The organism is Kibdelosporangium philippinense (genome assembly GCF_021390435.2).
Classification (GTDB): domain Bacteria; phylum Actinomycetota; class Actinomycetes; order Mycobacteriales; family Pseudonocardiaceae; genus Kibdelosporangium; species Kibdelosporangium philippinense.
In genome coordinates, this window is the sequence record NZ_JAJVCN010000001.1 from 1,588,784 (window position 1) to 1,609,399 (window position 20,616).

The following is a 20,616-nucleotide window of genomic DNA, read 5'->3' on the forward strand; positions in this document are numbered from 1 at the left end:
GTGGGAGGCTCTGGGGGAATGCGGTGGTACGAGAACGACGACTTATGGTCCGGCTTCGCCGAGACGATGTTCCAGCCGCACCGGGCGAAAGAAGCCGCTGACCTGGTCGCCACGTCACCGCTGCTGGACTTCGGACCGGCCGCGCGAGTGCTGGACCTGTGCTGTGGCCCTGGGTTGTGGCTGTTGCCGCTGGCGCAACGCGGATACCAGGTCACTGGCGTCGATCTCAGCCCGATCATGCTTGAGCACGCCAAAACCAGGTGCCCGGAAGCAGAGCTGATCTGCGAGGACATGCTGGAGTTCGCCCGGCCCGGCCAGTTCGACGTTGCGCTCAACGTGTTCACCAGCTTCGGGTACTTCGCCGAAGCCGAAGACAACCTGCAGGTCCTGCGCAACGCATACACATCGCTGGCCAAGGACGGCCAGCTGATCCTCGACGTGCTGGGCAAAGAGGTCCTGGCGAGCTGGGTCGGCAGGCCGAAGTCCGTTGACGTCGAAGGTGGTTACGTCGTCATGCGCGACACCGTCCTCGACACTTGGACCCGGCTGCGCACCGACTGGACCCTGATCAAGGGCGAGACGGCAAGGCACGCGGTGATCGAATGCTTCATCTACAGCGGCGCCGAGCTCAAAGCTCTCCTGCAAGAAGCCGGGTTCCAGGACATCGAGTGCTTCGGCGACTTCGACGGCGCGCCCTATGACAACTACGCGAAACGGTTGATTGTTCGTGGCTACCGGCGTGACTGAGCGGGTCCGGCTCGGGCCGGTCCTGCTGACGCTATCCGTGGCGTTGCTCGTTTCCATCGCCGCGGGCATCGCACTGGGCCCGACGGTCGTTCCGGTCGGTGAAGTGCTGCGTTATCTGAAAGCCGCGCTGACCGGCGGCACGATCACCGCGGACGAACTGTCCAGCTACACCATCGTATGGGAGGTCAGGACACCGCGCGTGCTGCTTGCCGTGCTGGTCGGAGCGGGGCTGAGTGTCGTCGGCGTGGTGATCCAAGCGTTGGTACGCAACGCTTTGGCCGATCCGTTCGTCCTGGGCATCTCCTCGGGTGCATCTGTTGGCGCGACGGCAGTGGTCGTGTTCGGCGTCTTCGCGAGCCTTGGCGTTTACGCGTTGTCCGCAGCGGCATTCCTGGGCGCGCTAGGCGCGTCGGTTCTCGTATATATCGCAGCAATGAGCAAAGCAGGGCTCACGCCGCTCAGGCTGGTCCTAACCGGAATCGCTCTGGCGTATGGGTTTCAGGCCGTGATGAGCGTGCTTGTGTTCCTTGCCCCGGACGGTCAAGCAGCGAGGACAGTGCTGTTCTGGCTGATGGGCAGCCTTGGTGGAGCGAACTGGGGATCCCTGCCGATCGCGGGCATCGCCGTGTTGCTCGCGATGATTGTGTTGCTACGAAACAGCAGGCCACTGGACGTGCTGGCGATGGGTGACGAGACAGCGGCAAGCCTGGGCGTGGACGCCGTACGGCTGCGGCGCTGGCTGTTCGTGCTCACCGCCGCAGTGACAGGGTTGATCGTCGCTGTCAGCGGAGCGGTCGGGTTCGTCGGGCTGGTGATGCCGCACCTGGTCCGGATCGTGGCCGGGTCGGGGCACCGCCGGGTGCTCGCGGTGGCACCGTTGGCTGGCGCGGTGTTCATGGTCTGGACCGACCTGGTCGCCAGGACATTGGTCGCGCCGGAGGAGCTACCGCTTGGCGTGATCACGGCCGTGATCGGGGTGCCGGTGTTCATCACGTTGATGCGCCGCCGGGGATACCTGTTCGGGGGCCGTTGATGGACATCTCGCTGACCGGTGTCTCGGTCGAGATCGCCGGGAAAACCCTGATCAAGGACCTGCACCTGGACGCGGACGCCGGGCAGGTCGTCGGCTTGGTCGGGCCGAACGGAAGCGGCAAATCCACGGCACTGCGGTGCGTCTACCGGGCGCTGACCCCGAGCGCGGGCGCTGTGTTCCTGGACGGCACCGACGTCGCGACCCTGACCCTCAGACAGAACGCGAAATACGTCGCCGCGCTCACCCAGGACAACCACACGGACCTCGATTTCACGGTCTCCGAAGTCGTTGCCCTCGGCCGGACTCCGCACCTGCGTGGAAACCAGGCATTGTCGGCCAAGGAACACGACCTGTGCCGGGAAGCGATGGCGCAGACCGATGTCCTGCACCTCAAAGACCGCAGCATCCTGACGCTGTCCGGTGGTGAACGGCAACGCGTGTTCATCGCCCGGGCGTTGGTGCAGGAACCCAAGGTCATGGTGCTTGACGAGCCCACGAACCACCTGGACGTCCGGCACCAGGTGGAACTGCTGTCGTTCCTGCGAAAGTCCGGGCTGACCGTCTTGGTTGCCATCCATGACCTGAATCTCGCGGCCGCCGCGTGCGATCACCTTGGTGTACTGGCCTATGGCGAACTCGTCGCCGCTGGCGCGCCGATCGACGTGCTGACGCCAGAACTCGTTCGCACGGTGTTCGGAGTGGACGCGACCATTGTGTCCCATCCCAAAACCGGTGTGCCGCAGTTGCTTTACGACCTCAAGGAGAGAGCGTGACCAAAATCCTGCCCCTTGTGCTGGTCGCAGGGCTATTAGCCGGGTGCGGTGCTTCCGTGCAGCAGACCGCGGATCTAAACGCGCCGGTCACGATCACCAACTGCGGACAGGAAATCAGCTACCCGGCGCCGCAACGACCGGTCGCGTATGACGTCAGCGGCACCGAGAAGATGTTCTCCCTTGGCCTGGCGGATCGCATGCGGGGGTACGTGATGAACAAACTCGGTGACCCGGCCATCGCCGGATCGCCATGGAAGGACGACTATACGAAGGTCCAGCGGCTGGGCACGTCCCGGATCACGCGGGAGATCGTGGTCGACGCCAAGGCGGACTGGGTGATCGCTGGGTGGGGATCCGGGTTCAGCGAGGAGCGCGGGATCACGCCGCAACTGCTCGACCAGGTCGGCATCCGCAGCTACCTGCACACCGAGACCTGCTGGAACTTCGGCGACAAGAAGACCACAGTGCCGCCGCTGGAAGCGTTGTACGCGGACCTGGCCAACCTCGGCAAGATCTTCAAGGTCGAGCAGCGTGCGACGGACCTGGTCGCCGACCTGAAGAACCGGGTGGCCAAGGTCCAGCAGTCCATACCGGCGAACGTGCGGCCCGCCAAGGTGTTCGTCTACGATTCGGGAACGGACCAGCCGTTCACCGCGGGCAAACACGCGGCGCCTACCGACATCATCGCGACCGCGGGCGGCCGAAACGCGTTGGGCGACTTGGAGAAAGGCTGGACATCGGTTGGCTGGGAGCCGGTTGTCCAAGCCGCGCCGGACGTGATCGTCATCATCGACTACGCCGACCAGCCCGCGGCCGACAAGCAGAAGTTCCTCGAAGCGCATCCGGCGTTGCAGGCTGTTCCGGCTGTGCAACAGAAGCGTTTCTTCGTCATGTCCTATGGGGACGCCGTGAGCGGCCCGCGCAATGTCAAGGGCGCTGAGGACTTCGCCGCGTACCTCAGGTCGGTCGGCCGATGAGTCTCGTCCACGAGCACATCACCGACGCGATCAAGGCGCCCGACCTGATCCGGTTACGGGACAACGTCATCCTGGCCAGGTTCGAGACGATGAAGGTCTATGCGGCGCTCGGCGCGGTCCGGACTCTGCTGGATCGGGGCGTCGTCCGGCCTGGGCAGACCCTTGTGGACAGTTCCAGTGGGATTTATGCCTTGGCGTTGGCCATGGCGTGCCACAGGTACGGGCTCAAGTGTCATATCGTCGCTTCGACCACCGTGGACGCGACCATGCGGGCGCAGCTGGAAATCCTTGGCGCGACGGTGGATCAGATGCCGCCTTCCCAGTCCCTGAGGCTGGATCAGGAACGTCGGGTGCATCGGGTTCATCAGCTGCTGGCGCAGCGGCCGGACGTGCACTGGATGCGGCAGTATCACGACAGCGTGCACTACGAGGGCTACAAGCACTTGGCCGAGCTCGTTTCGGCGGCCGTGGACGGGCCTTTGACGGTTGTCGGTGCCGTGGGCACGGGAGCATCGACCGGAGGGCTCATCGAACCTCTGCGGGAAAAAGATCCGTCTGTGCGGCTGTTGGGGTTGCAGCCGTTCGGCAGTATCACGTTCGGCAGCGAGGGTTTCACCGATCCGGACGCGATCATCGCCGGGATCGGCAGTTCGATCTGGTTCGACAACGTCCGGCACCATCTGTACGACTGTCTGCATTGGATGGACTTCCGGCATGCCATGGCTGGGACGATCGGGCTGCTGCGGGACCATGCCGTATTCGCCGGGCTGTCCACCGGGGCTGCCTATCTCGTCGCCGAGTGGGAGGCCGGGAGCAATCCGGACCGGACTCACTTGGTGATCGGCGCCGACACCGGACATCGGTACGTGGATCGCGTCTTCGCCCGGCATCGTGAAGCCCTCGACATGGAGTCGTTGCGTCCGTTGGAGATCACCTCACTCGACGACTTGACCATGCCGTGGTCGGTCATGGAGTGGCAGCGTCGGCCGTGGCCAGTTGTGCGACAGGAGGAACAAGCGTCGTGACCATTGTGGCCCTTGAGGCACTGATGTTCGGGCTAGGGCACATGGTTCGCGCCGCGGAAAAGGCAGGGGAGCGGTTGTGCCTGCTGACTGGCGTCCGTGAGATCTACCGGCACGAACTTTCCCGGCTGTCACTGGAAGTCGTTGACGTGGATACGACTGACATCGCGGCCTGTGCGGAAATCCTCAAGGAAATCCCGGACCTGCATGGACTGATCAACTCGACCGACACCTGGTTCGTCCCAGGCGCCAAGCTGACCGCCCAATTCGGACTGCCCGGGCGGAGTGTGGCGTCAGCGCAGTTCCTGCGGGACAAGCTGAAAGTCCGGCAGCGCCTGCATGAGCACGGTCTGAGCCCGGCTCCCGGCGACACGCTTCCGGCAGTGCTCAAGGACTCCGCGGGAACATCGTCGCGGAATGTCTGGCTGGTTCGGACGCCCGAGGAACTTGATGCCGCTTTGGCCGAAGCAGCGCAAGGTGACCTCAAGGGAGAGTTGTTCGCCGAGCCGTTGTTCGCGGGCCCGGTCTACAGCGCCGAAACCATCACCTGGGAGGGGCAGACGCGGCTGCTTGGCGTGCTCAGCCGTCAGGTGACTGGCGTACGCGAGGATGCCGCGGCATTCCCGGTCGCCTTCCCGGCAGACGAAAAGGCCGAGCTGGCGTCGTGGGTCAGCAAGGTGCTGACGGCCGTGGACTACGAGCAAGGGTTCGCGCACATCGAGTTCGTGTTCACAGTGGACGGCCCGCAGCTCGTCGAGATCAATCCCCGGATCGGCGGTGCCCTTGTGGGCGAAGCTTTGTGCCGGACGCTCCGCGCGAACGTCTACGATTCGATGATCGACATGGCGCTCGGTAAGGCACCCGTATTGCTGGAGCACGCCGAAGCGACTGGGCCCGCGGTGGCGTTCGCGCTCGTTTACCCCAAGCAGCAAGGCGTTCTCACAGCGATCGATGGCTTGGACAAACTGGCCGCCTACCCGGGGAAACCCGAGTGGTACCCGACCAAAGCCGTTGGCGATCGGATCGATCACCTGACCGATCAACGCGGCTGCGTTGGCATTGTGCTGACCGAAGGGCCGACCGCGGAACTGGCGATGCATCGCGCACTGGCCGCGGCCGCCGCGGTTTCGCCATCAGCAGAATCGGCAGACCCTGGTGCGTAAGCCCATTTAGGGTGACGGCCATGGGCGAGCCGATCACGGGCACAGCTGCGGGCGTGCCGTACACAGCATTGCCACCGTCCACCGAGACCAATGCCTTGGTGGTGTCGTGGCACATGATGGACGCGCCACGTACGAATGCCGCATTCGCAGCGGCGCTGCCGTTGAACGATGTTGCCGCGTGGCGTGTCCACTTCGGCCTGCCGTTCTGCGGTGCACGAATGGACAACGGCACGATGGACGCTGCACTGGAGCGCGCCAAGGCCGACTCGGTCCTGGGGTACTTCGCGCTGTTCATCCGCCTTGCGGTCGAGGAATTCCCCGCAGCCCTTGCCGATGTCCGGAAGCAACTGTCCATTGGAGACGGACTGCTCTTCGCGCTCGGCGGATCCCTCGGCGCTGCTATTGCGCTGCAGAACCTGACCAAGGTTTCCTTTGCTGGCGCGGCCATCGTCAACGGGTTGATCCGGGTCCGCGCGGGCGTCTCCCTTGCCGAAGACATCTGGGGCACGCCTTACCAATGGACTGAAGAGTCCGCTGCGGCAGCCGATGAGCTCGACTTCATCGCCCGCGCGGCAGAACTTGCCGAAACCCCGTTGCTCGTGGTCAGCGGTGAGGAGGACCATCCGGTCTTGCGTGCCGACGCCGCACAGCTCGTCGAGAAACTCCCGAACGCCGAGCTCGCGACCATCCCAGGCCTCGCGCACCCGCTCGCCGACGAGCCAGGAATGGAACCCGCGCCGCAGCTGCCCGTGGCCAAGAAGGTCGACGAGCGGCTCACCCAGTGGTTCGCTCAGTACGTCTGACCAGCAGGAACACCGGAAGCAACGTGAGGATCCCGGCGACGGCGGCGACGAACGGGTAGCCGCCGTAACCGAACAGATAGCCGGATCCGATGCTGGCGAACGCCGATGATCCCCAGATCACCGCGTCCACCGCGCCTTTGGCCCTGGTCTGCACCATGCTGCTGATCAGGCTGCTGCCGCCGACGAACATCAGGTTCCAGCCGTACCCAAGCAGGAACAGGGAAATCGGCAAACCGGCCGTGTGCGAGGTCGGCAGCGCGATCGCCAGCGCGGTGGCCGCGGTGAGCACCACGATCCCGCAGCCGATGGTGCCTCGGCCGCCGATCCGGTCGGCAAGCCGTCCGGTCAACGGCGACAGCGCGAACATCCCGAAGATGTGCGCGCTCAGGATCCAGCCGACGACGTCAAGGCCGTGGCCGAGGTGGTGCAGCTGAGGAGGCGTCATCGTCATGACCGCGACCATGGTCAACTGAGCCGCCACCATGGCCGCCAAGGGAAACCGAAGTTCCGCCCGCCGGAACACCGCCCAACCCTCGGGCTTCGTGGACTCCGTGACCTCGTCGGACGGCAGCATGAACGACACCAACGCGGCCAACGCAACCGCCGCACCTGCGACGATGAGAGGTCCGGAAAGCCCGCCGAACCAATCCGCGGTCGGCGCGATCAGCAGGGGACCGGTCAACGCGCCGATCGTGCCCGCCCACACCACGGACGAGAGAGCGAACCCCTTGCGCTCGTCCGGATACATATCGGCCGCGAGGTACCGAGAGAGTTGAGCGGCCCCATTTCCGAGACCCAGCACGAGCAGACCCGCCAACAACGGGATCAACGAGCCCACGACAGCGCCGATCGACGCGGCGAGCGCGCCAGCCGTGGCGGACCCATATCCGACGAGCAGGGCAAACCGCCTGCCGTGCCGCGACGTCAACGCACCCGATAACAGCGCACCGAGCGCGGTACCGATCACGCCCGCCGCGCTGGGCAAACCGCTGGTGGACGGACCGCTCGCCTCCACGGCGATCAACGTGCCCGCCGTACTGGCGAGCACCTGCGCTGTGTTCATCAAAGCCACGGTGGCGAAAAGCGCGGACATCGACCGCCGACGAGTGCTGATCCGCAAGTCCATGGTCAACGATGGTATGCAGGCAGCGAGGCATTTCGAATGGCTACAGCACGGACTTCGCCGCTGCTGACCATGCTCGTGCAAGGTGGAGGTGGCCGGTGACCTTCCGAACGGAAAGAGAGCTCACGGCAGGCTGTCGTTCAAGAGCTTGGCCGCCGGGTAGATCCTTCTGCGCCTGCCTTGGCCGCAATGCCACTGACTTAATTTTAAGCATTCCAGCTGGTCGCAAGCGGCGCAGGGTCGACTGCCGGTGACGTTTAATGTCCACAATGGACGATTGACCGTCACGTAAGTCCCACTTGCCCCACACGCCACTCTTGTTACCCAAGTTGGTGCCGTGAAGGTCACCTTCGCGGCATCCAACGCGCCAAAAGTTCCCCTCACGAACCGTCGCGGGCCTGAATGAAGGCCACTGTGGACAGTCCGCCGTGCGTCAGTGGCGCGGCCACACCCTGCTTGCAGGCCGGGCCACTCGCGTTCCGCACTTCCAGAGATCAACCTCGCGCCGCACGCCTGCAGGCCGCCTCTGAAGTGCAAGAACTCCCTTAAATTAATTTAAGTCAGTGGCATTGTTGCGCCAAGACCGTGAAAGGGGTCGTATGTAGGTAGCGATTCGCTTGATGCGTTGCTGTGCGAGAGATGAAGGTTTTGTGGCCCTTCGGCGTCGTTCTTCGGGGAGTGATGTCAAACCACCTCATGGTGCCTTGGCTGAAGGCCGTGGTGCTGAGCGATGAGGAAAAGGCGCCCGTCTGAGGTGTCAGGTGGGGGGCAGGAAGGCGAACGTAAGTGAACTGACGACGAAGTGTCGTTACTGAGAAACTGGCATCAAAACCGGGGTGACCAATGCGACCCCGGGATGAGTCTGGCGGGTGTCCCGATTATTGGCCAGGCGGTGTCCGGTATATAGGCAGCGCGAGCCTGTTCTGCGGCTTTCGTATGGAACTTGGGAAGGCGGATTTCGATATCGACACACTCGTGTATCGGGTGGCGAGAGGGAGAGCGCTGAGCGACTGAAATCGTGAGGTGTTGAGTACTGTTGCGGAATCCGTTGGCGGACCGACTCGTAGTAGTGATGAAACCCCTGCAATGGGGGCGGAGCGAAGGGGTCGGCTCATCTATGGTTTGTTCGCGCGAGCAACCAGGACACTGTTCCTGGGAAAACGAAGAGTGAGCAAGTCAGGTCAGAAGAACAGGTCGTTTCAGATACCGAAGCAGCTTGTGTGGGAGGCGTATAAACGGGTCAAGGCGAACAAGGGCGCCGCTCGGATGGACCATGTGTCCCTAGAAGATTTCGAGTCTGATCTGCGGGGAACCTGCCGACGGTGGCGGACCGGATAGCGCAGACGGTGGTGGCTCTGCGGTTGGAACCATGGACGGAGTCGATCTTTCATCGTGACTCCTACACTGCTCGACCGAGTATCAGGCACGTCGTGTGCGTGATGCTCTCGCGGACAGATTGGAAAGCTTGGGTCTGCGGCTGCATCCCGAGAAGACCAAGATCGTGCTCTGTAAGGACGACAATCGGCGAGACTCGTTCGAGCATACGTCGTTCACGTTCTTGGGGTACGAGTTCCGTCCGCGCAGCGCGTAGAACAAGAACGGGCAACTGTTCACAACATTCTCGCCTGCGGTCAGCCCGGACGCGGTCAAAGCGATGAGTCGAAAGATACGGAGTTGGCGAATCCATCAACGCAGCAACGCGGACCTCGCGGACCTGGCCGAGTGGATCAACCCAATCGTGCGCGGGTGGATAAACTATTACGGCAGGTTCAACAAGTCGAGATTGCAACGTCTCCTGCAACGCATTAACACCTACATAGTGCGATGGGCACGCAACAAGTACAAACGACTGAGGAGCTTCAAGAAGGCCAAGAAGTGGTGGCGCGGACTCGTCGATCGAGAGCCCGGGCTATTCACTCACTGGTCACCGGGTTCTGAAGATCAGATGAGAAGAGCCGTGCAACGGGAGACTGTTAAGCGCGGTTCTGTGAGGGGCCAGGGGTGAGATTCCCCTGGCCTACCCGGCTGCCTTGGCCGAGCGCGTCGGACGACTATCCGGAAGTCGTCGAGGTGCACAAGCTCAGCGGCGACCACTGCTCAAGAGTGCGAGCCGCGTCCCTTGAGCACTTCGAAGGCCTGCTCGAACGGATCGGCACGCACGGCGAGATGCGGTCATCGGTCGTGCTGTCCACGCAATACGACGGGCGCCCGGTCGCTGAATTCTTCCGTGCCTCATCCAGCCATGGTTGGCGAAGGTCATGACGAGGCCGAGTGATCGGTGATCGGTGTGAACTGGTCGATGGCGCGCCGGACGGTGTGATCGACCATGTCGTCGGCATCCTCGGGCAGCATGACCTTGGCGCCCAATGACGTCACATCGCGCATCAGGCGGGCGTGCATCAGGCTCAGCGAAGTCTCACGCAACACCAGGACCAGCTTCCTGTGCTGCTCAAGGTGCATGGTCGCGGCGCGGGAGAGCAGGTTGTCCGCCTGTGGGTTGGCGATGGCCGAGAGGCTCTTCACCGAGCACGGCGCCACGATCATGCCGTCGCTGCGGAACTCCGGGTCGGCGATCGGCGCGTCGAGGTCGCTGATGTCGTATACCGCGGTCGCCAGGCTGTGGACGGCGTCAAGGGTGCGTTCTTTCTCGTGCTCGATGCTCGCGCGCGACCATCGGCTGACCACGAGGTGTGTCTCGATGCCCCCGGCTTGCCCGAGCAGCTCGAGCAGCCTGATTCCGTAGATCGAACCCGAGGTGCCGGACATCCCGACGACTAAACGCATTCCGGAATCTTGCACCGCAGGTGGGCCCCCGGACCCGCTGGTGACTACTTCTCGCCTTAGCCGTTGTCCCGGTGTTGGTGCGCATCGATCCGCTCGTCGAGCTCGGCCAAGTCGTTGTGCAGGGCTGTCAGCTCGCGGGCGTGTCTATTCAGTTGCTTGGATTGCTGGTCGATGCGGGTCCGCAGGTTGTGCAACTCCTTGCCGGTCTGCGACTCAGGGACGGCGTTGGAGTCGTCGGTGTCGTCGGTCATATAGATATCTCCCAGCAGAACTGATCTTGTCCCCTCGCCAGGGCGTGGAGACCCCGCACGGATTCCCCGCGCGATCGAGGACTAAACGCATGGACTTCGCGTTCCTTGAACGTTAGGTTGGTCATACGCCTTGGGCGATCGTCCAAGGCGAATGACCAGGAGCGTGCGACGGTGTCGGTGATGGCTGAGCGTGGCCGGGACGTACGCCAGCGTCTGCTGGCCGCCGCGGTCGAATTGATCGCGCAAAAGGGCTGGTCAGCGGTGAGTACGCGGATCCTCGCCGAGCGAGCGGGGGTGGCGCCGGGGGTGGTGCACTACCACTTCTCGTCGCTGCAGGCGTTACTCACCGAAGCGGCCGTCGGAGCCATGCGGGCGGCCGTCGCAGGCCTGGAACCGGCCGAAGATCTGGTCGCAGGGCTGATCGATCCCCTCGAAAACTTCACCGGGGACGACCCGGTGTCGCTGGTGTTCGTCGAGACATATCTGGCCGCGACTCGCGATGCGGAACTTCGCGAGGCGATCGGCGCGCTGGTCATAGAGTTCCAGCAGAAGCTCGCCGGGTGGCTGGCCGAACGCGCGGTCGACCAACCGCAAGAAACCGCGACCGTGCTCGTGGCGGCGATCGACGGCCTGATGCTGCACCGCGCGTTGAACCCATCGGCGAAGGCTGATCTTCGGCCGGTGTTACGGAGGTTGCTCGGATGAGGATCGTGATCTGCGGGGCAGGCATCGCTGGGCTGACCCTTGCGAACCAATTGGCGGCCAACCACGACGTGACGATCGTGGAGAAGGCCCCGGGACCGCGGCCACACGGCTACATGATCGACTTCTTCGGTCCTGGTTACGACGTCGCCGAGAAAATGGACCTGCTGCCTGCCCTGCGGAAAACCGGCTATCAGGTCAGCGAGGCCGCCTACGTCGACGAAAATGGTCGCCGCAGGGCAGGCCTGCCGTTCGACGTCTTCGCCAAAGCCGTGGACGGCAAGCTGGTCAGTATCATGCGGCCGGACCTGGAGACCGTTCTGCGTGAACGCCTGTCAGTAGACCTGCGTTTCGGCACGACCGTGAGCCACATCAACAACGCCTCGGACAACGTGACGGTCACGTTGTCGGACGGAACCGCGATTGTCGCGGACCCGCTGGTCGGGGCAGACGGCATCCACTCCACGGTGCGCACGTTGACCTTCGGCAACGACGACTACCTGCGCTACCTCGGGTTCCACACGGCCGCCTATGTCTTCGACAACCCTGCGGTGCACGTCCAAGTAGGCGACAGGTTCTGCCTGACAGACACCGTCGGCAAGCAGTTCGGCTTCTACGCACTGCGCGACGGCCGAGTCGCCGCGTTCGCCGTGCACCGGACCGAGGATCCGACACTGCCCAAGGACCCATCGGCCGCGGTACGCAGCGTCTACGCAGATCTTGGCTGGGTTGTCCCGCAGGCGCTTGAGGCCTGCCCGGACGCGAAAAACGTTTACTACGACCAAGTCGCGCAGACCGTAATGCCTGAATGGAGCCGTGGCCGGGTTGTGCTGATCGGCGACGCGTGCCATGCGGTGTCGTTGCTCGCAGGGCAGGGCGCGTCCCTGGGCATGGCAGGGGCGTTCATCCTCGCCGTCCAACTCGACAAAACGCCCCTGCCGGAAGCGTTGACCAGCTACGAGAAGCTCTGGCGCCCGGTGGTGGAAGAGAAACAACAGGTTGCCCGCAACGGCGCCCGCCGGTTCCTGCCCGCCTCGGAGAACCACCTGCGTATCCGCCGGGCAGCGATGCGCCTGGCCCGGGTCCCGGGCTTCAGCCGCTACCTCGCGGGCACGATCGCGGGCAAAACCACCGCGGTGATCAACCAGCTCTAGAACACAAACCGGCCTCGTAAGCCATCAGTCCAGCCTGAGTCCGGTTGGTACACCGTAACTTCACCAAGATCTGCGAGATGTAGTTCTTCACGGTCCCCTCGCTCAGGTGCACACGCGAAGCAATCTGGGCATTGGACAACCCATCGCCGAGGCAAGCAAGGATCTCGGTCTCGCGGGCGGTCAACTCATCGAGCACAGTGGACGATCGACGCTCGACGGTGTTCGCGATCAGCTTGTGCGACACGGCAGGCGACAGCACGGTGTGCCCGTTGGCGGCGACCCTGACCAGGTCGATGAGATCCTTCGGTGGCGTCGACTTCAGTAAGTACCCGGCGGCTCCGTTGCGCATCGCCCGCAGGATGTAGTGATCGCCGTCGAACGTCGTCAACGCCACCACGGCCGGGCGCTGCTTGAGCTCATTGATCTTCTGGATCGCGGTGAGCCCGTCCACGCCAGGCATGTGCAAGTCCATCAGCACAACGGAAGGAGCGTGCCGCAACACCGCCTCGATAGCTTCGGCGCCGTCGTAAGCCTCGCCGACAACCTCCAGATCCTCAGCTGTGCCAAGGATTGTGCGCACGTGGGCACAGACCATCGGATCGTCGTCGACCATGAGAACTCGGATCATGAGGTTGGCTCCGTCAAGGTCGCCGAAACGTGGAAACCGCCTTCGGTCGACGGGCCCGCGTCCAAGGTGCCGCCGATCATGCCAACCCGCTCGCGCAGGTTGTTCAACCCCGAGCCGGACCCGGCCATCGCGAGACCTGGCCCGACCGGAGCGGAGTTACGCACGGAAACCTTTGTGTCAGTACGGCTGTAGGTCACGTGCACGCGAACGTTGGCGCCAGGCGCATGTTTGCGGACGTTGGTCAACGCCTCCTGCACAATCCGGTGCGCGGTCCGGCGTACCACCGCAGAGGCCTGCCCGACGGCGCCCTCCTCATGCAGTTCCACCGGTACGCCAACGGACTCAGACTCGGAGACCAAAGTGGACAGCTCGGGTACCGGCGCCTGGCTCATCTTGCCGGTTCCAGAGCCTCCTTGTTCCCGCAGGATCGCCACGACCTCACGCAGCTCTTCCAAAGCCTGGCAACCGTTCGCACGCAATTCCTCAGCCGCACGACGGGTTTCCGCGTCACGCGCGGTCATCTCCAACCCGCCCGCCTGCAGGACCATCAAGCTCACCCGATGCGTCACGACATCGTGCATCTCGGCGGCCAGTTTGGCCCGCTCGTCGGCTCTGGCTGAGGCCAGCAGCACCTTGTACATGCGGTCACGGGCCGCGATGGACATTCCGATGACCGCGGGCACGATGACCAGGAGCAGAGATGTGGCGATCCGGGCTCCATTCAGATCCCAAGGCCGCAGCGCCAGGATGAACAGCAGCCCGGTCGGTATCCACACGGCCGTCTGGCTGCGGTAATGCGTCATCGCACCGCATACCGCGAACGGCGTGACAGCCTGCGGGATCCACAATGTGCCCTGGTCACGGGCCAGGTCGATGATCGTTCCCGGCGCGATCGTCTCGGCGAGCGTCATCCCGACCGCGGTCGCCGCGGTGAACCAGATGACCGCGAGCGGGGCGATCCTGCGGCAGATCAGCGGCCCGACGGCCATCACCTGGATGGCGATCCCGATCCCGGTGTACGCGAGGTTCTCCACCGGGCCGACGATCGACACGATCAACAACGCCACTGCCCCGGCGATGCTCATGGCGTCGAACACCCGGTCACGCGTGATGGTCACGTGCCCAACGTTATTCGGAGTGGCACCCCACGTGGTGGAAGTCCTGACGAAAGTCACCCGGTTCATGACCTTCGTCAGTGCCGTTGGTGAGGTTGCGGACTGCCGACATGACCTGGTCACTCGCTGTGCTTGTGAGGCCATTGGGAAGAAGGGGGCCTCATTGTGAATGCCTTGGCACGCTGGTGCGTGCGGCGCCGGTTTCTGGTCATCGGGCTATGGCTGGCCGCACTGCTCGGCCTCGGCGCGGCGCAGTCGTCGACCGGGACCGCGTACAACGACAACTTCACCATCCCGGGATCCGAGTCGACCACGGCATTCGCCCTGCTCGAACAGGCATGCTCGTGCCCGCGTTGATGCACATGTTCGGCCGAGCGAACTGGTGGATGCCACGATGGCGCGAGGTCTGACCGGCGTGACGATCGAGGACATCGTCATCGACACCGCGGGCGACGGCATTGTCCTCGAGAACTGTCATAACGTGACCATCGCTCGCGTCACCGTCAACACCTGCGACGGCGATGGGATCCGCGTGATCGACTCGTCCGGTATCGCGATCATTGACTGCGTGATCTATGGCTACGACACCGGTTCCTGCGCCGATGGCACGTTCCGCTGCCGGACTGCGTGGCCACGCGGAGGGATCAACGTAATCGGTTCGCGGGACGTCACGGTGTCCACTGTGGTCTTCGAGCACTGCCGAGGGCTGCTTCTGGACACAGTGGACGACGTGAGCGTATGCGGCGTGAGCATGACCGATATCTGCGGCGACCCCCTGACCTTGCGAGGCAGGGGGCGCCGGCTCGACCTCAGCGAGATCGACGTCCGTAACGTGATGTCAGGCCCGCGAGCGGTAAAGCCAGATGCTGTCGCGGCCGAACGACCAGGTCAAGGTGCCTAGCGCGGCAATCACGATGAGCAGCGAGACCGTGTGGGGCAGTGCCCCGGAAGCCGCCGCCACCAAAGCGATTCCCTGCGCGGCGGCCACGGTCTTGCGCGCCATGCTGTGCGGCAGCGGGGCATTGAGCCACGAGAACACCCAACTCGCGGCGACGAATATGTACCGCATGGCGCCCATCACCAGCACCCAAGGCCCCATGAACTGGCTCACGAACACGCTCAGAACAAGAATCAGGAACGCGTCCACTTCCATGTCGAACCGCGCACCCAACGGCGTCGCACACCCCGTGCGGCGCGCGATCTGACCGTCGATCGCGTCGCCGATCAACGCGACAGCAGCGATAACGGACAAGATGGCCACAGGAGCAGGACGCCAGAACGAATCGACCACAAGCGCCGTCACGCTTCCCACGAGCGCGGCCCTGGCGAGCGTGACGCGGTTCGCCGCGCCCACGGTTTTCGCGCCCGTACGGAACAGAGCTGTCATCAACATGCCGCCCATCACGAAGGCATAGGCAGCCCCGGCCACCCACCCCTCGTAACCCAATGGGGTGACCATCGCAAGTACGGTGAGCAGCAGTAACTGTCCGACCACGGCCACAAGGGGCTCGACGGCCAACGCAGTCCTCCCACTACTTAAGGTGATCGAGACCTTGAGTGGAGGGTAGAACGAATGGAACGGGCGTTCTGGGTGCGTTCGGCTGGTCGTGGCGACATTGGGCCTGCTCATGTGCAACAACACGCACCGGACGAGGTGTTGGTTCGAACTATTTTCAGCGGAATCAGCAGAGGCACCGAAACCCTTGTCTTCCGTGGGGAGATCCCGCCGAGCCAGTACACCGCCATGCGGGCTCCCTTCCAGGAAGGGGACTTCCCGTGGCCGGTCAAGTACGGGTACCTCAACGTCGGTGTGGTCGAGGAGGGGCCAGCGGACCTGACTGGCAGGACAGTATTCTGCCTCTATCCACATCAGACTCGATACGTGGTCCCGGCGAGTGCCGTGACGGTCGTACCGGACAATGTTCCACCCGGACGGGCGATCCTCACTGGAACGGTTGAGACGGCCGTGAACGCCGTATGGGACGCGGCTCCCATGATCGGCGACCGGATCGCCGTGATCGGCGCCGGCATGGTTGGTGCGTCGGTGGCCAAGGTCTTGGCCGGTTTTCCCGCCACCAGGGTTCAGTTGGTGGATTCCGATCCAGCGAAGGCGGAGGTGGCAGCGGCACTGGGCGTCGACTTCGCGCTGCCGCAGGATGCCTTGGACGGCTGCGACAAGGTCGTGCACGCCACAGCGACCGAGGCCGGTCTGGTCAAGGCGCTGGAACTGCTCGCCGAGGACGGCGAGGTCATTGAGATGAGCTGGTACGGCGACCGCAAGGTGAACCTCCCGCTTGGGGAGTGGTTCCACTCGCGTCGTCTGACCATCAGAGCAAGCCAGGTAGGGAAAGTCGCCAAGGCCCGCCGTACGAGCCGTGATTACGCGGATCGGCTGGCTGTGGCCCTTGACCTGCTGGCTGACCCGGGGTTTGACGCCCTCATCAGCGGGGAATTCCCGTTCGATGAGTTGCCCCGGGTGATGAGTTCCTTGGCCAGCGGTGAACTGCCTGGCCTTTGTCACCGTATTAGGTACGACGGTTGACGAATCGAACCGAATGGGAGGGCCCCCGGGTGTTCAGCATCACCGTCCGCGATCACGTCATGGTCGCTCACAGCTTCCATGGCGAGGTTTTCGGACCCGCACAGCGGCTGCACGGCGCGACGTTCGTCGTGGACGCCACTTTTTCGCGAGCCGAGCTGGATGACGACAACATCGTCGTCGACATTGGACTCGCCACCGAGCAGCTCAAAGAGGTGCTCGCGCCGCTCAACTACCGCAACCTCGACGACGAGCCCGACTTCAAGGGCATCAACACGTCGACCGAGTTCCTCGCCAAGGTGATCGCCGACCGGCTGGTCGGCCGGATCGGCGAAGGCAAGCTCGGCGAAGGCGCCCGCGGACTGTCCGAAATCACCGTCACGCTGCATGAGTCCCATGTGGCATGGGCAAGTTACCGGCGACAACTGTGATCACCTTCGTTGTCCCTGGCGACATCGACGACCAGGCGGTGCCGAGCGGCGGGAACGTGTACGACCGTCGCATGGTCCGCGCGCTCGGCGCCACCGAGGTCGCGATAGCCGGGACTTGGCCGACGCCGGACGACAAAGCCCGTCAGGAACTGGCGAGCGCCCTCGCGAAGCTGGACGAGGGCGCCACGGTTCTGATCGACGGGCTTGTCGCCTGCGGCGTCCCGGAGGTCGTGGTGCCGCAAGCCCGCCGGTTACGCCTGGCAGTGCTTGTCCACTTACCTCTCGCGGACGAGACCGGCCTCGACCCGGACCTCGCGAAGGACCTCAACGCCCGGGAACGGGAGACGCTGCACGCCGCGGGCATGGTCATCGCGACCAGCCCGTGGGCGGCGCGGCGGATCGTGCAACACCACTGGCTCGACGCCGACCGTGTGCACGCCGTGCCGCCGGGTACCGACCCGGCTCCGCTCGCGCCAGGCACCGACGGCCGCTCACGGTTGCTGTGCGTGGCCGCGGTGACGCAGCGCAAGGGCCAGGATCGGCTTGTCGAGGCGCTCGATGACGTGCGTGACCTGCCGTTCAGCTGCGAACTGGTCGGCTCGCTGCGGCGGGACACGGATTATGTGCTGCGGCTGCACGAGATGATCAAGGAAACCGGGCTGACCGACCGGGTCAAGATGACCGGCCCGAAGACCGGCGCAGAGCTTGAGGCGAGCTACGCGGCCGCGGACCTGTTCGTGCTGCCATCGCACACCGAGACCTACGGCATGGTCCTGACCGAGGCGTTGGCTCGCGGAATCCCAGTGCTGGCAACGAAAGTCAGCGCGATGCCGGAAACCGTCGGCAAGGCGCCGGACGGCACCGTGCCCGGCATCCTCACCTGGCAGCTCGCGGACGCGCTGCGCCGGTTCTTCTCCGACCACAGGCTGCGCGACAAGCTGCGGGCCGCGGCGCACGCCAGGCGCGACACCCTGATCGACTGGGACGCAGCGGCGACGCGACTCGCCGACGTGCTGGCTGACCTGGAGGAACCGGCATGTCGGAGATGAGCAACAACACCACCTACCCGGCCGAGTGGTTGTCGCTGCGGGAGGACGCGGACGCGGCGGCCAGGTCGGCTGAGCTCGTCGAGCCGCTGCGGGCCTATCTCGGCGACCGGCCCGGCCTGATCATCCGTGACCTCGGCTGTGGCATCGGCTCGATGGGCCGCTGGCTCTCGGGCAAGCTGCCCACGCCGCAGCTCTGGATCCTGCACGACCGTGAGCCGGGTCTGCTGTCGCGTGCCGTGGCCAGGATGCCAAGGAACGTCACAGCCACGGGCGAGCTGCAGGACATCACCCGGCTGCGAGCGGCCGACCTGAGCGGGACGTCGCTGGTGACCGCGTCGGCCCTGCTCGACCTGCTGACCGCGCAGGAAATGGCGGCACTGGCGCAGGCCTGCGCCAAGACGCCGGTGTTCTTCGCACTGTCGGTCGTCGGCCAGGTCGAGTTCGACCCGGTCGACGCGCTCGACGCCGACCTCGTCAAGGCATTCAACGCACACCAGCGACGGTCCATTGAGGGCAGGCGCCTGCTCGGGCCCGACGCGCTGGACACCGCGGCCAAACTCTTCGAAAACCAAGGAGCGACCGTGCATCGCAGGCCCAGCCCGTGGCGGCTCGGCCCCCAGGACGCCGCACTGACCACTGAGTGGCTACGGGGCTGGGTGGCAGCCGCCGTGGAACACGCGCCTGGTCTTGCCAAGCACGCCGAGGCCTATCTCGACCGAAGACTTGGCTCGGACCTGCGTGTCGTCGTCCACCATGAGGACCTGCTCGCCCTGCCGGCAGGTATGTCATGAAGAAGCGCATATGGGCGTCGGCCAAGCTGCTGATCGGCGCCGGAATCCTCGTTGCGCTTTTCCTCCAACTGGGTACCCAGAGCTTTGTGGACGGGCTGCGCGTGATCACCGTGGGCGAGATCTTCGCGGCCCTCGGCATTGGACTGGCGACCACAGTGCTCAGTGCGTGGCGCTGGGTCCTCGTCGCCCGCCGCCTCGGCCTGCGACTGTCCCTTTCCCGTGCGGTGCTGGACTACTACCGCGCGTTGTTCCTCAACGCTGTACTGCCCGCGGGAGTGCTCGGTGACGTCCAGCGCGCGGTCGAACATGGACAGCAGGAAGGCGACCTCGGGCGAGGTGTGCGAGCCGTTGTCCTCGAACGCGTCGCCGGACAGGCCGTGATCATCGTCGCTGGTGTGGCCGTGCTGCTCGCGGTTCCGTCCCTCGGATTGCCCCGTGACATCATCTTGATCATCCTCGGCGTGCTCGCCGTGATCGCGATCGCGTTCGTGGCCGCGAAACGGTGGGTACGTGAGAACACCGGTCTGTCAAGGACCATCGCTGACATCAGAGCGGGACTGTTGGCCCGTAACGCGTGGCCTGGTATCACGCTACTGTCAGCGGCAGCGCTGGCCGGGCATATCGCCCTGTTCGTCGTCGCGGCCCACGCGGTCGGGTCGACGGCACCGATCGCCCAGTTGGTGCCGTTGATGGTGCTGTCGCTGCTGGCGATGGGACTTCCGGTGAACATCGGGGGCTGGGGACCGAGGGAAGGCGTGGCCGCGGTGGTGTTCGGTGCCGCCGGTCTGGGCGCCGCACAGGGACTGACCACAGCGGTGGTGTACGGAGTGCTCGCGCTGGTCGCGAGCCTGCCCGGAGCCGGAGTGCTGATCCTCCGTGCACCGGTGCTGCGGAGATTGGAAAAGGCACTATGACGGAACTTGCCGGCTTCACCCGACGAGCTGCCGAAACCCGGCTGCCCACCCGCTACGGAGATTTTCTCGCGGTGGGATATCAGGACCCGACGTGCGTGGACGAGCACATGGCGCTGGTGTACGGCGACATCACCGCCCGCGACCCGTTGACAAGGGTGCACTCGGAATGCCTTACCGGAGACGTGTTCGCGTCCACTCGATGTGAATGCGGTGACCAGTTATCGGCCGCGATGAAGGCGATCGTGGCCGAAGGCGCGGGCATCCTGATCTACCTGCAAGGCCACGAAGGCAGGGGAATCGGCCTGCTCGCCAAGCTGAAGGCCATGCGCCTGCAGGAAGACGGTCTGGACACGGTGGACGCCAACATGGCACTGGGGCTGCCGGTGGACTGCCGTGACTACCAGGCGGCCGCGGACATCCTGCAGGACCTCAACGTGCCAGCGATCCGCCTGCTGTCCAACAACCCGCACAAGGTCGAATCACTTTCGCAGTACGGAATCCGTATCTCAGAACAGGTTCCGCTGCTGATCGACGTGAACGACGACAACTTGCCCTACCTCAAGGCGAAGCGGGAGCGACTGGACCACTACCTGCCCCAGCTCGACGACCTCCTTTAG

General features: G+C 64.5%; 26 protein-coding genes. 20 read left to right on the forward strand and 6 right to left on the reverse strand.

The window, feature by feature from the left end; genetic code table 11:
- Positions 1-18: 18 nt before the first annotated feature.
- Genes LWC34_RS07225 through LWC34_RS07255 form a run of 7 tightly spaced genes read left to right on the forward strand, consistent with a single transcriptional unit; the run spans position 19 to position 6,518 of the window.
- Positions 19-747: a class I SAM-dependent DNA methyltransferase gene (locus LWC34_RS07225; RefSeq protein WP_233723939.1), complete on the forward strand. Its 729-nt coding sequence runs from the start codon at positions 19-21 to the stop codon at positions 745-747.
- On the forward strand, positions 740-1,780 hold the full coding sequence (locus tag LWC34_RS07230) for a FecCD family ABC transporter permease (protein ID WP_233723941.1): 1,041 nt from the start codon (positions 740-742) through the stop codon (positions 1,778-1,780). Before LWC34_RS07225 ends, LWC34_RS07230 begins: the two co-directional genes overlap by 8 nt.
- Positions 1,780-2,553, forward strand: coding sequence for an ABC transporter ATP-binding protein (locus tag LWC34_RS07235; protein WP_233723943.1), 774 nt, complete (start codon positions 1,780-1,782; stop codon positions 2,551-2,553). Before LWC34_RS07230 ends, LWC34_RS07235 begins: the two co-directional genes overlap by 1 nt.
- A complete protein-coding gene (locus LWC34_RS07240; protein ID WP_372496433.1) occupies positions 2,550-3,530 on the forward strand; it encodes an ABC transporter substrate-binding protein in 981 nt (326 codons plus the stop codon). Before LWC34_RS07235 ends, LWC34_RS07240 begins: the two co-directional genes overlap by 4 nt.
- Positions 3,527-4,555 (forward strand): pyridoxal-phosphate dependent enzyme, encoded by a 1,029-nt coding sequence (locus LWC34_RS07245; protein ID WP_233723944.1) that lies wholly within the window; start codon positions 3,527-3,529, stop codon positions 4,553-4,555. Before LWC34_RS07240 ends, LWC34_RS07245 begins: the two co-directional genes overlap by 4 nt.
- A complete protein-coding gene (locus LWC34_RS07250) occupies positions 4,552-5,715 on the forward strand; it encodes an ATP-grasp domain-containing protein (RefSeq protein WP_233723945.1) in 1,164 nt (387 codons plus the stop codon). Before LWC34_RS07245 ends, LWC34_RS07250 begins: the two co-directional genes overlap by 4 nt.
- Before the next feature lie 20 nt (positions 5,716-5,735).
- A complete protein-coding gene (locus LWC34_RS07255; protein ID WP_233723946.1) occupies positions 5,736-6,518 on the forward strand; it encodes an alpha/beta hydrolase family protein in 783 nt (260 codons plus the stop codon).
- On the opposite strand, the gene LWC34_RS07260 is transcribed toward LWC34_RS07255, so the two are convergent.
- Positions 6,490-7,644: an MFS transporter gene (locus LWC34_RS07260; RefSeq protein WP_233723949.1), complete on the reverse strand. Its 1,155-nt coding sequence runs from the start codon at positions 7,642-7,644 to the stop codon at positions 6,490-6,492. The two genes, LWC34_RS07255 and LWC34_RS07260, sit on opposite strands and share 29 nt — an antisense overlap.
- 1,429 nt (positions 7,645-9,073) lie before the next feature.
- On the opposite strand from LWC34_RS07260, the gene LWC34_RS07265 reads away from it, so the two are divergent.
- The 3 genes from LWC34_RS07265 to LWC34_RS07270 all read left to right on the forward strand — a co-directional run bounded on the left by LWC34_RS07265 (position 9,074) and on the right by LWC34_RS07270 (position 9,903).
- Positions 9,074-9,232, forward strand: a complete 159-nt coding sequence (locus tag LWC34_RS07265; RefSeq protein ID WP_233723952.1) for a hypothetical protein — start codon at positions 9,074-9,076, stop codon at positions 9,230-9,232.
- Positions 9,233-9,295: 63 nt separating this feature from the next.
- Complete coding sequence (locus LWC34_RS58725) at positions 9,296-9,646, forward strand: group II intron maturase-specific domain-containing protein (RefSeq protein WP_372496434.1); 351 nt, start codon at positions 9,296-9,298, stop codon at positions 9,644-9,646.
- Complete coding sequence (locus LWC34_RS07270; RefSeq protein ID WP_233723954.1) at positions 9,643-9,903, forward strand: Lrp/AsnC ligand binding domain-containing protein; 261 nt, start codon at positions 9,643-9,645, stop codon at positions 9,901-9,903. Before LWC34_RS58725 ends, LWC34_RS07270 begins: the two co-directional genes overlap by 4 nt.
- On the opposite strand, the gene LWC34_RS07275 is transcribed toward LWC34_RS07270, so the two are convergent.
- Together LWC34_RS07275 and LWC34_RS07280 are read right to left on the reverse strand one after the other, a co-directional pair.
- Complete coding sequence (locus tag LWC34_RS07275) at positions 9,898-10,425, reverse strand: UbiX family flavin prenyltransferase (protein ID WP_233723956.1); 528 nt, start codon at positions 10,423-10,425, stop codon at positions 9,898-9,900. The two genes, LWC34_RS07270 and LWC34_RS07275, sit on opposite strands and share 6 nt — an antisense overlap.
- Before the next feature lie 56 nt (positions 10,426-10,481).
- Positions 10,482-10,676, reverse strand: coding sequence for a hypothetical protein (locus LWC34_RS07280; RefSeq protein ID WP_233723958.1), 195 nt, complete (start codon positions 10,674-10,676; stop codon positions 10,482-10,484).
- 180 nt (positions 10,677-10,856) lie between these two features.
- Between LWC34_RS07280 and LWC34_RS07285 the strand changes: the two genes are divergently transcribed.
- Both LWC34_RS07285 and LWC34_RS07290 read left to right on the forward strand, forming a co-directional pair.
- Positions 10,857-11,381 (forward strand): TetR/AcrR family transcriptional regulator, encoded by a 525-nt coding sequence (locus tag LWC34_RS07285; RefSeq protein WP_233723960.1) that lies wholly within the window; start codon positions 10,857-10,859, stop codon positions 11,379-11,381.
- Positions 11,378-12,532: an FAD-dependent monooxygenase gene (locus tag LWC34_RS07290; protein ID WP_233723962.1), complete on the forward strand. Its 1,155-nt coding sequence runs from the start codon at positions 11,378-11,380 to the stop codon at positions 12,530-12,532. Before LWC34_RS07285 ends, LWC34_RS07290 begins: the two co-directional genes overlap by 4 nt.
- Here LWC34_RS07290 and LWC34_RS07295 read toward each other — a convergent pair.
- Positions 12,519-13,160 carry a response regulator gene (locus LWC34_RS07295; RefSeq protein WP_233723964.1) on the reverse strand — a complete coding sequence of 214 codons (642 nt, stop codon included), beginning with the start codon at positions 13,158-13,160 and terminating at the stop codon, positions 12,519-12,521. The two genes, LWC34_RS07290 and LWC34_RS07295, sit on opposite strands and share 14 nt — an antisense overlap.
- On the reverse strand, positions 13,157-14,278 hold the full coding sequence (locus LWC34_RS57950) for a sensor histidine kinase (RefSeq protein ID WP_233723967.1): 1,122 nt from the start codon (positions 14,276-14,278) through the stop codon (positions 13,157-13,159). Before LWC34_RS57950 ends, LWC34_RS07295 begins: the two co-directional genes overlap by 4 nt.
- Positions 14,279-14,449: 171 nt before the next feature.
- Here LWC34_RS57950 and LWC34_RS07305 point away from each other — a divergent pair, with 171 nt between their 5' ends.
- Together LWC34_RS07305 and LWC34_RS07310 are read left to right on the forward strand one after the other, a co-directional pair.
- Positions 14,450-14,632 carry a hypothetical protein gene (locus tag LWC34_RS07305; RefSeq protein WP_233723969.1) on the forward strand — a complete coding sequence of 61 codons (183 nt, stop codon included), beginning with the start codon at positions 14,450-14,452 and terminating at the stop codon, positions 14,630-14,632.
- Positions 14,633-14,669: 37 nt separating this feature from the next.
- Positions 14,670-15,176 carry a right-handed parallel beta-helix repeat-containing protein gene (locus LWC34_RS07310; RefSeq protein WP_233723971.1) on the forward strand — a complete coding sequence of 169 codons (507 nt, stop codon included), beginning with the start codon at positions 14,670-14,672 and terminating at the stop codon, positions 15,174-15,176.
- Here the strand turns inward: LWC34_RS07310 and LWC34_RS07315 are convergent.
- Complete coding sequence (locus tag LWC34_RS07315; protein ID WP_233723973.1) at positions 15,114-15,794, reverse strand: CDP-alcohol phosphatidyltransferase family protein; 681 nt, start codon at positions 15,792-15,794, stop codon at positions 15,114-15,116. The two genes, LWC34_RS07310 and LWC34_RS07315, sit on opposite strands and share 63 nt — an antisense overlap.
- 54 nt (positions 15,795-15,848) lie before the next feature.
- On the opposite strand from LWC34_RS07315, the gene LWC34_RS07320 reads away from it, so the two are divergent.
- From LWC34_RS07320 to ribA, 6 genes are read left to right on the forward strand one after another with little or no spacing between them, the layout of a single operon-like run.
- Complete coding sequence (locus LWC34_RS07320) at positions 15,849-16,817, forward strand: zinc-dependent alcohol dehydrogenase (protein ID WP_233723976.1); 969 nt, start codon at positions 15,849-15,851, stop codon at positions 16,815-16,817.
- A gap of 29 nt (positions 16,818-16,846) precedes the next feature.
- Positions 16,847-17,245, forward strand: a complete 399-nt coding sequence (locus LWC34_RS07325; protein ID WP_233726383.1) for a 6-pyruvoyl trahydropterin synthase family protein — start codon at positions 16,847-16,849, stop codon at positions 17,243-17,245.
- Positions 17,218-18,294, forward strand: coding sequence for a glycosyltransferase family 4 protein (locus LWC34_RS07330; protein WP_233723978.1), 1,077 nt, complete (start codon positions 17,218-17,220; stop codon positions 18,292-18,294). The genes LWC34_RS07325 and LWC34_RS07330 overlap by 28 nt, the downstream gene beginning before the upstream one ends.
- Complete coding sequence (locus LWC34_RS07335; protein ID WP_233723980.1) at positions 18,282-19,085, forward strand: class I SAM-dependent methyltransferase; 804 nt, start codon at positions 18,282-18,284, stop codon at positions 19,083-19,085. The genes LWC34_RS07330 and LWC34_RS07335 overlap by 13 nt, the downstream gene beginning before the upstream one ends.
- The gene (locus tag LWC34_RS07340; RefSeq protein ID WP_233723982.1) at positions 19,082-19,999 is read left to right on the forward strand and encodes a lysylphosphatidylglycerol synthase transmembrane domain-containing protein; all 918 of its coding nucleotides are present in this window, start codon (positions 19,082-19,084) and stop codon (positions 19,997-19,999) included. The genes LWC34_RS07335 and LWC34_RS07340 overlap by 4 nt, the downstream gene beginning before the upstream one ends.
- Positions 19,996-20,616: a GTP cyclohydrolase II gene (gene ribA / locus LWC34_RS07345; protein WP_233723984.1), complete on the forward strand. Its 621-nt coding sequence runs from the start codon at positions 19,996-19,998 to the stop codon at positions 20,614-20,616. The genes LWC34_RS07340 and ribA overlap by 4 nt, the downstream gene beginning before the upstream one ends.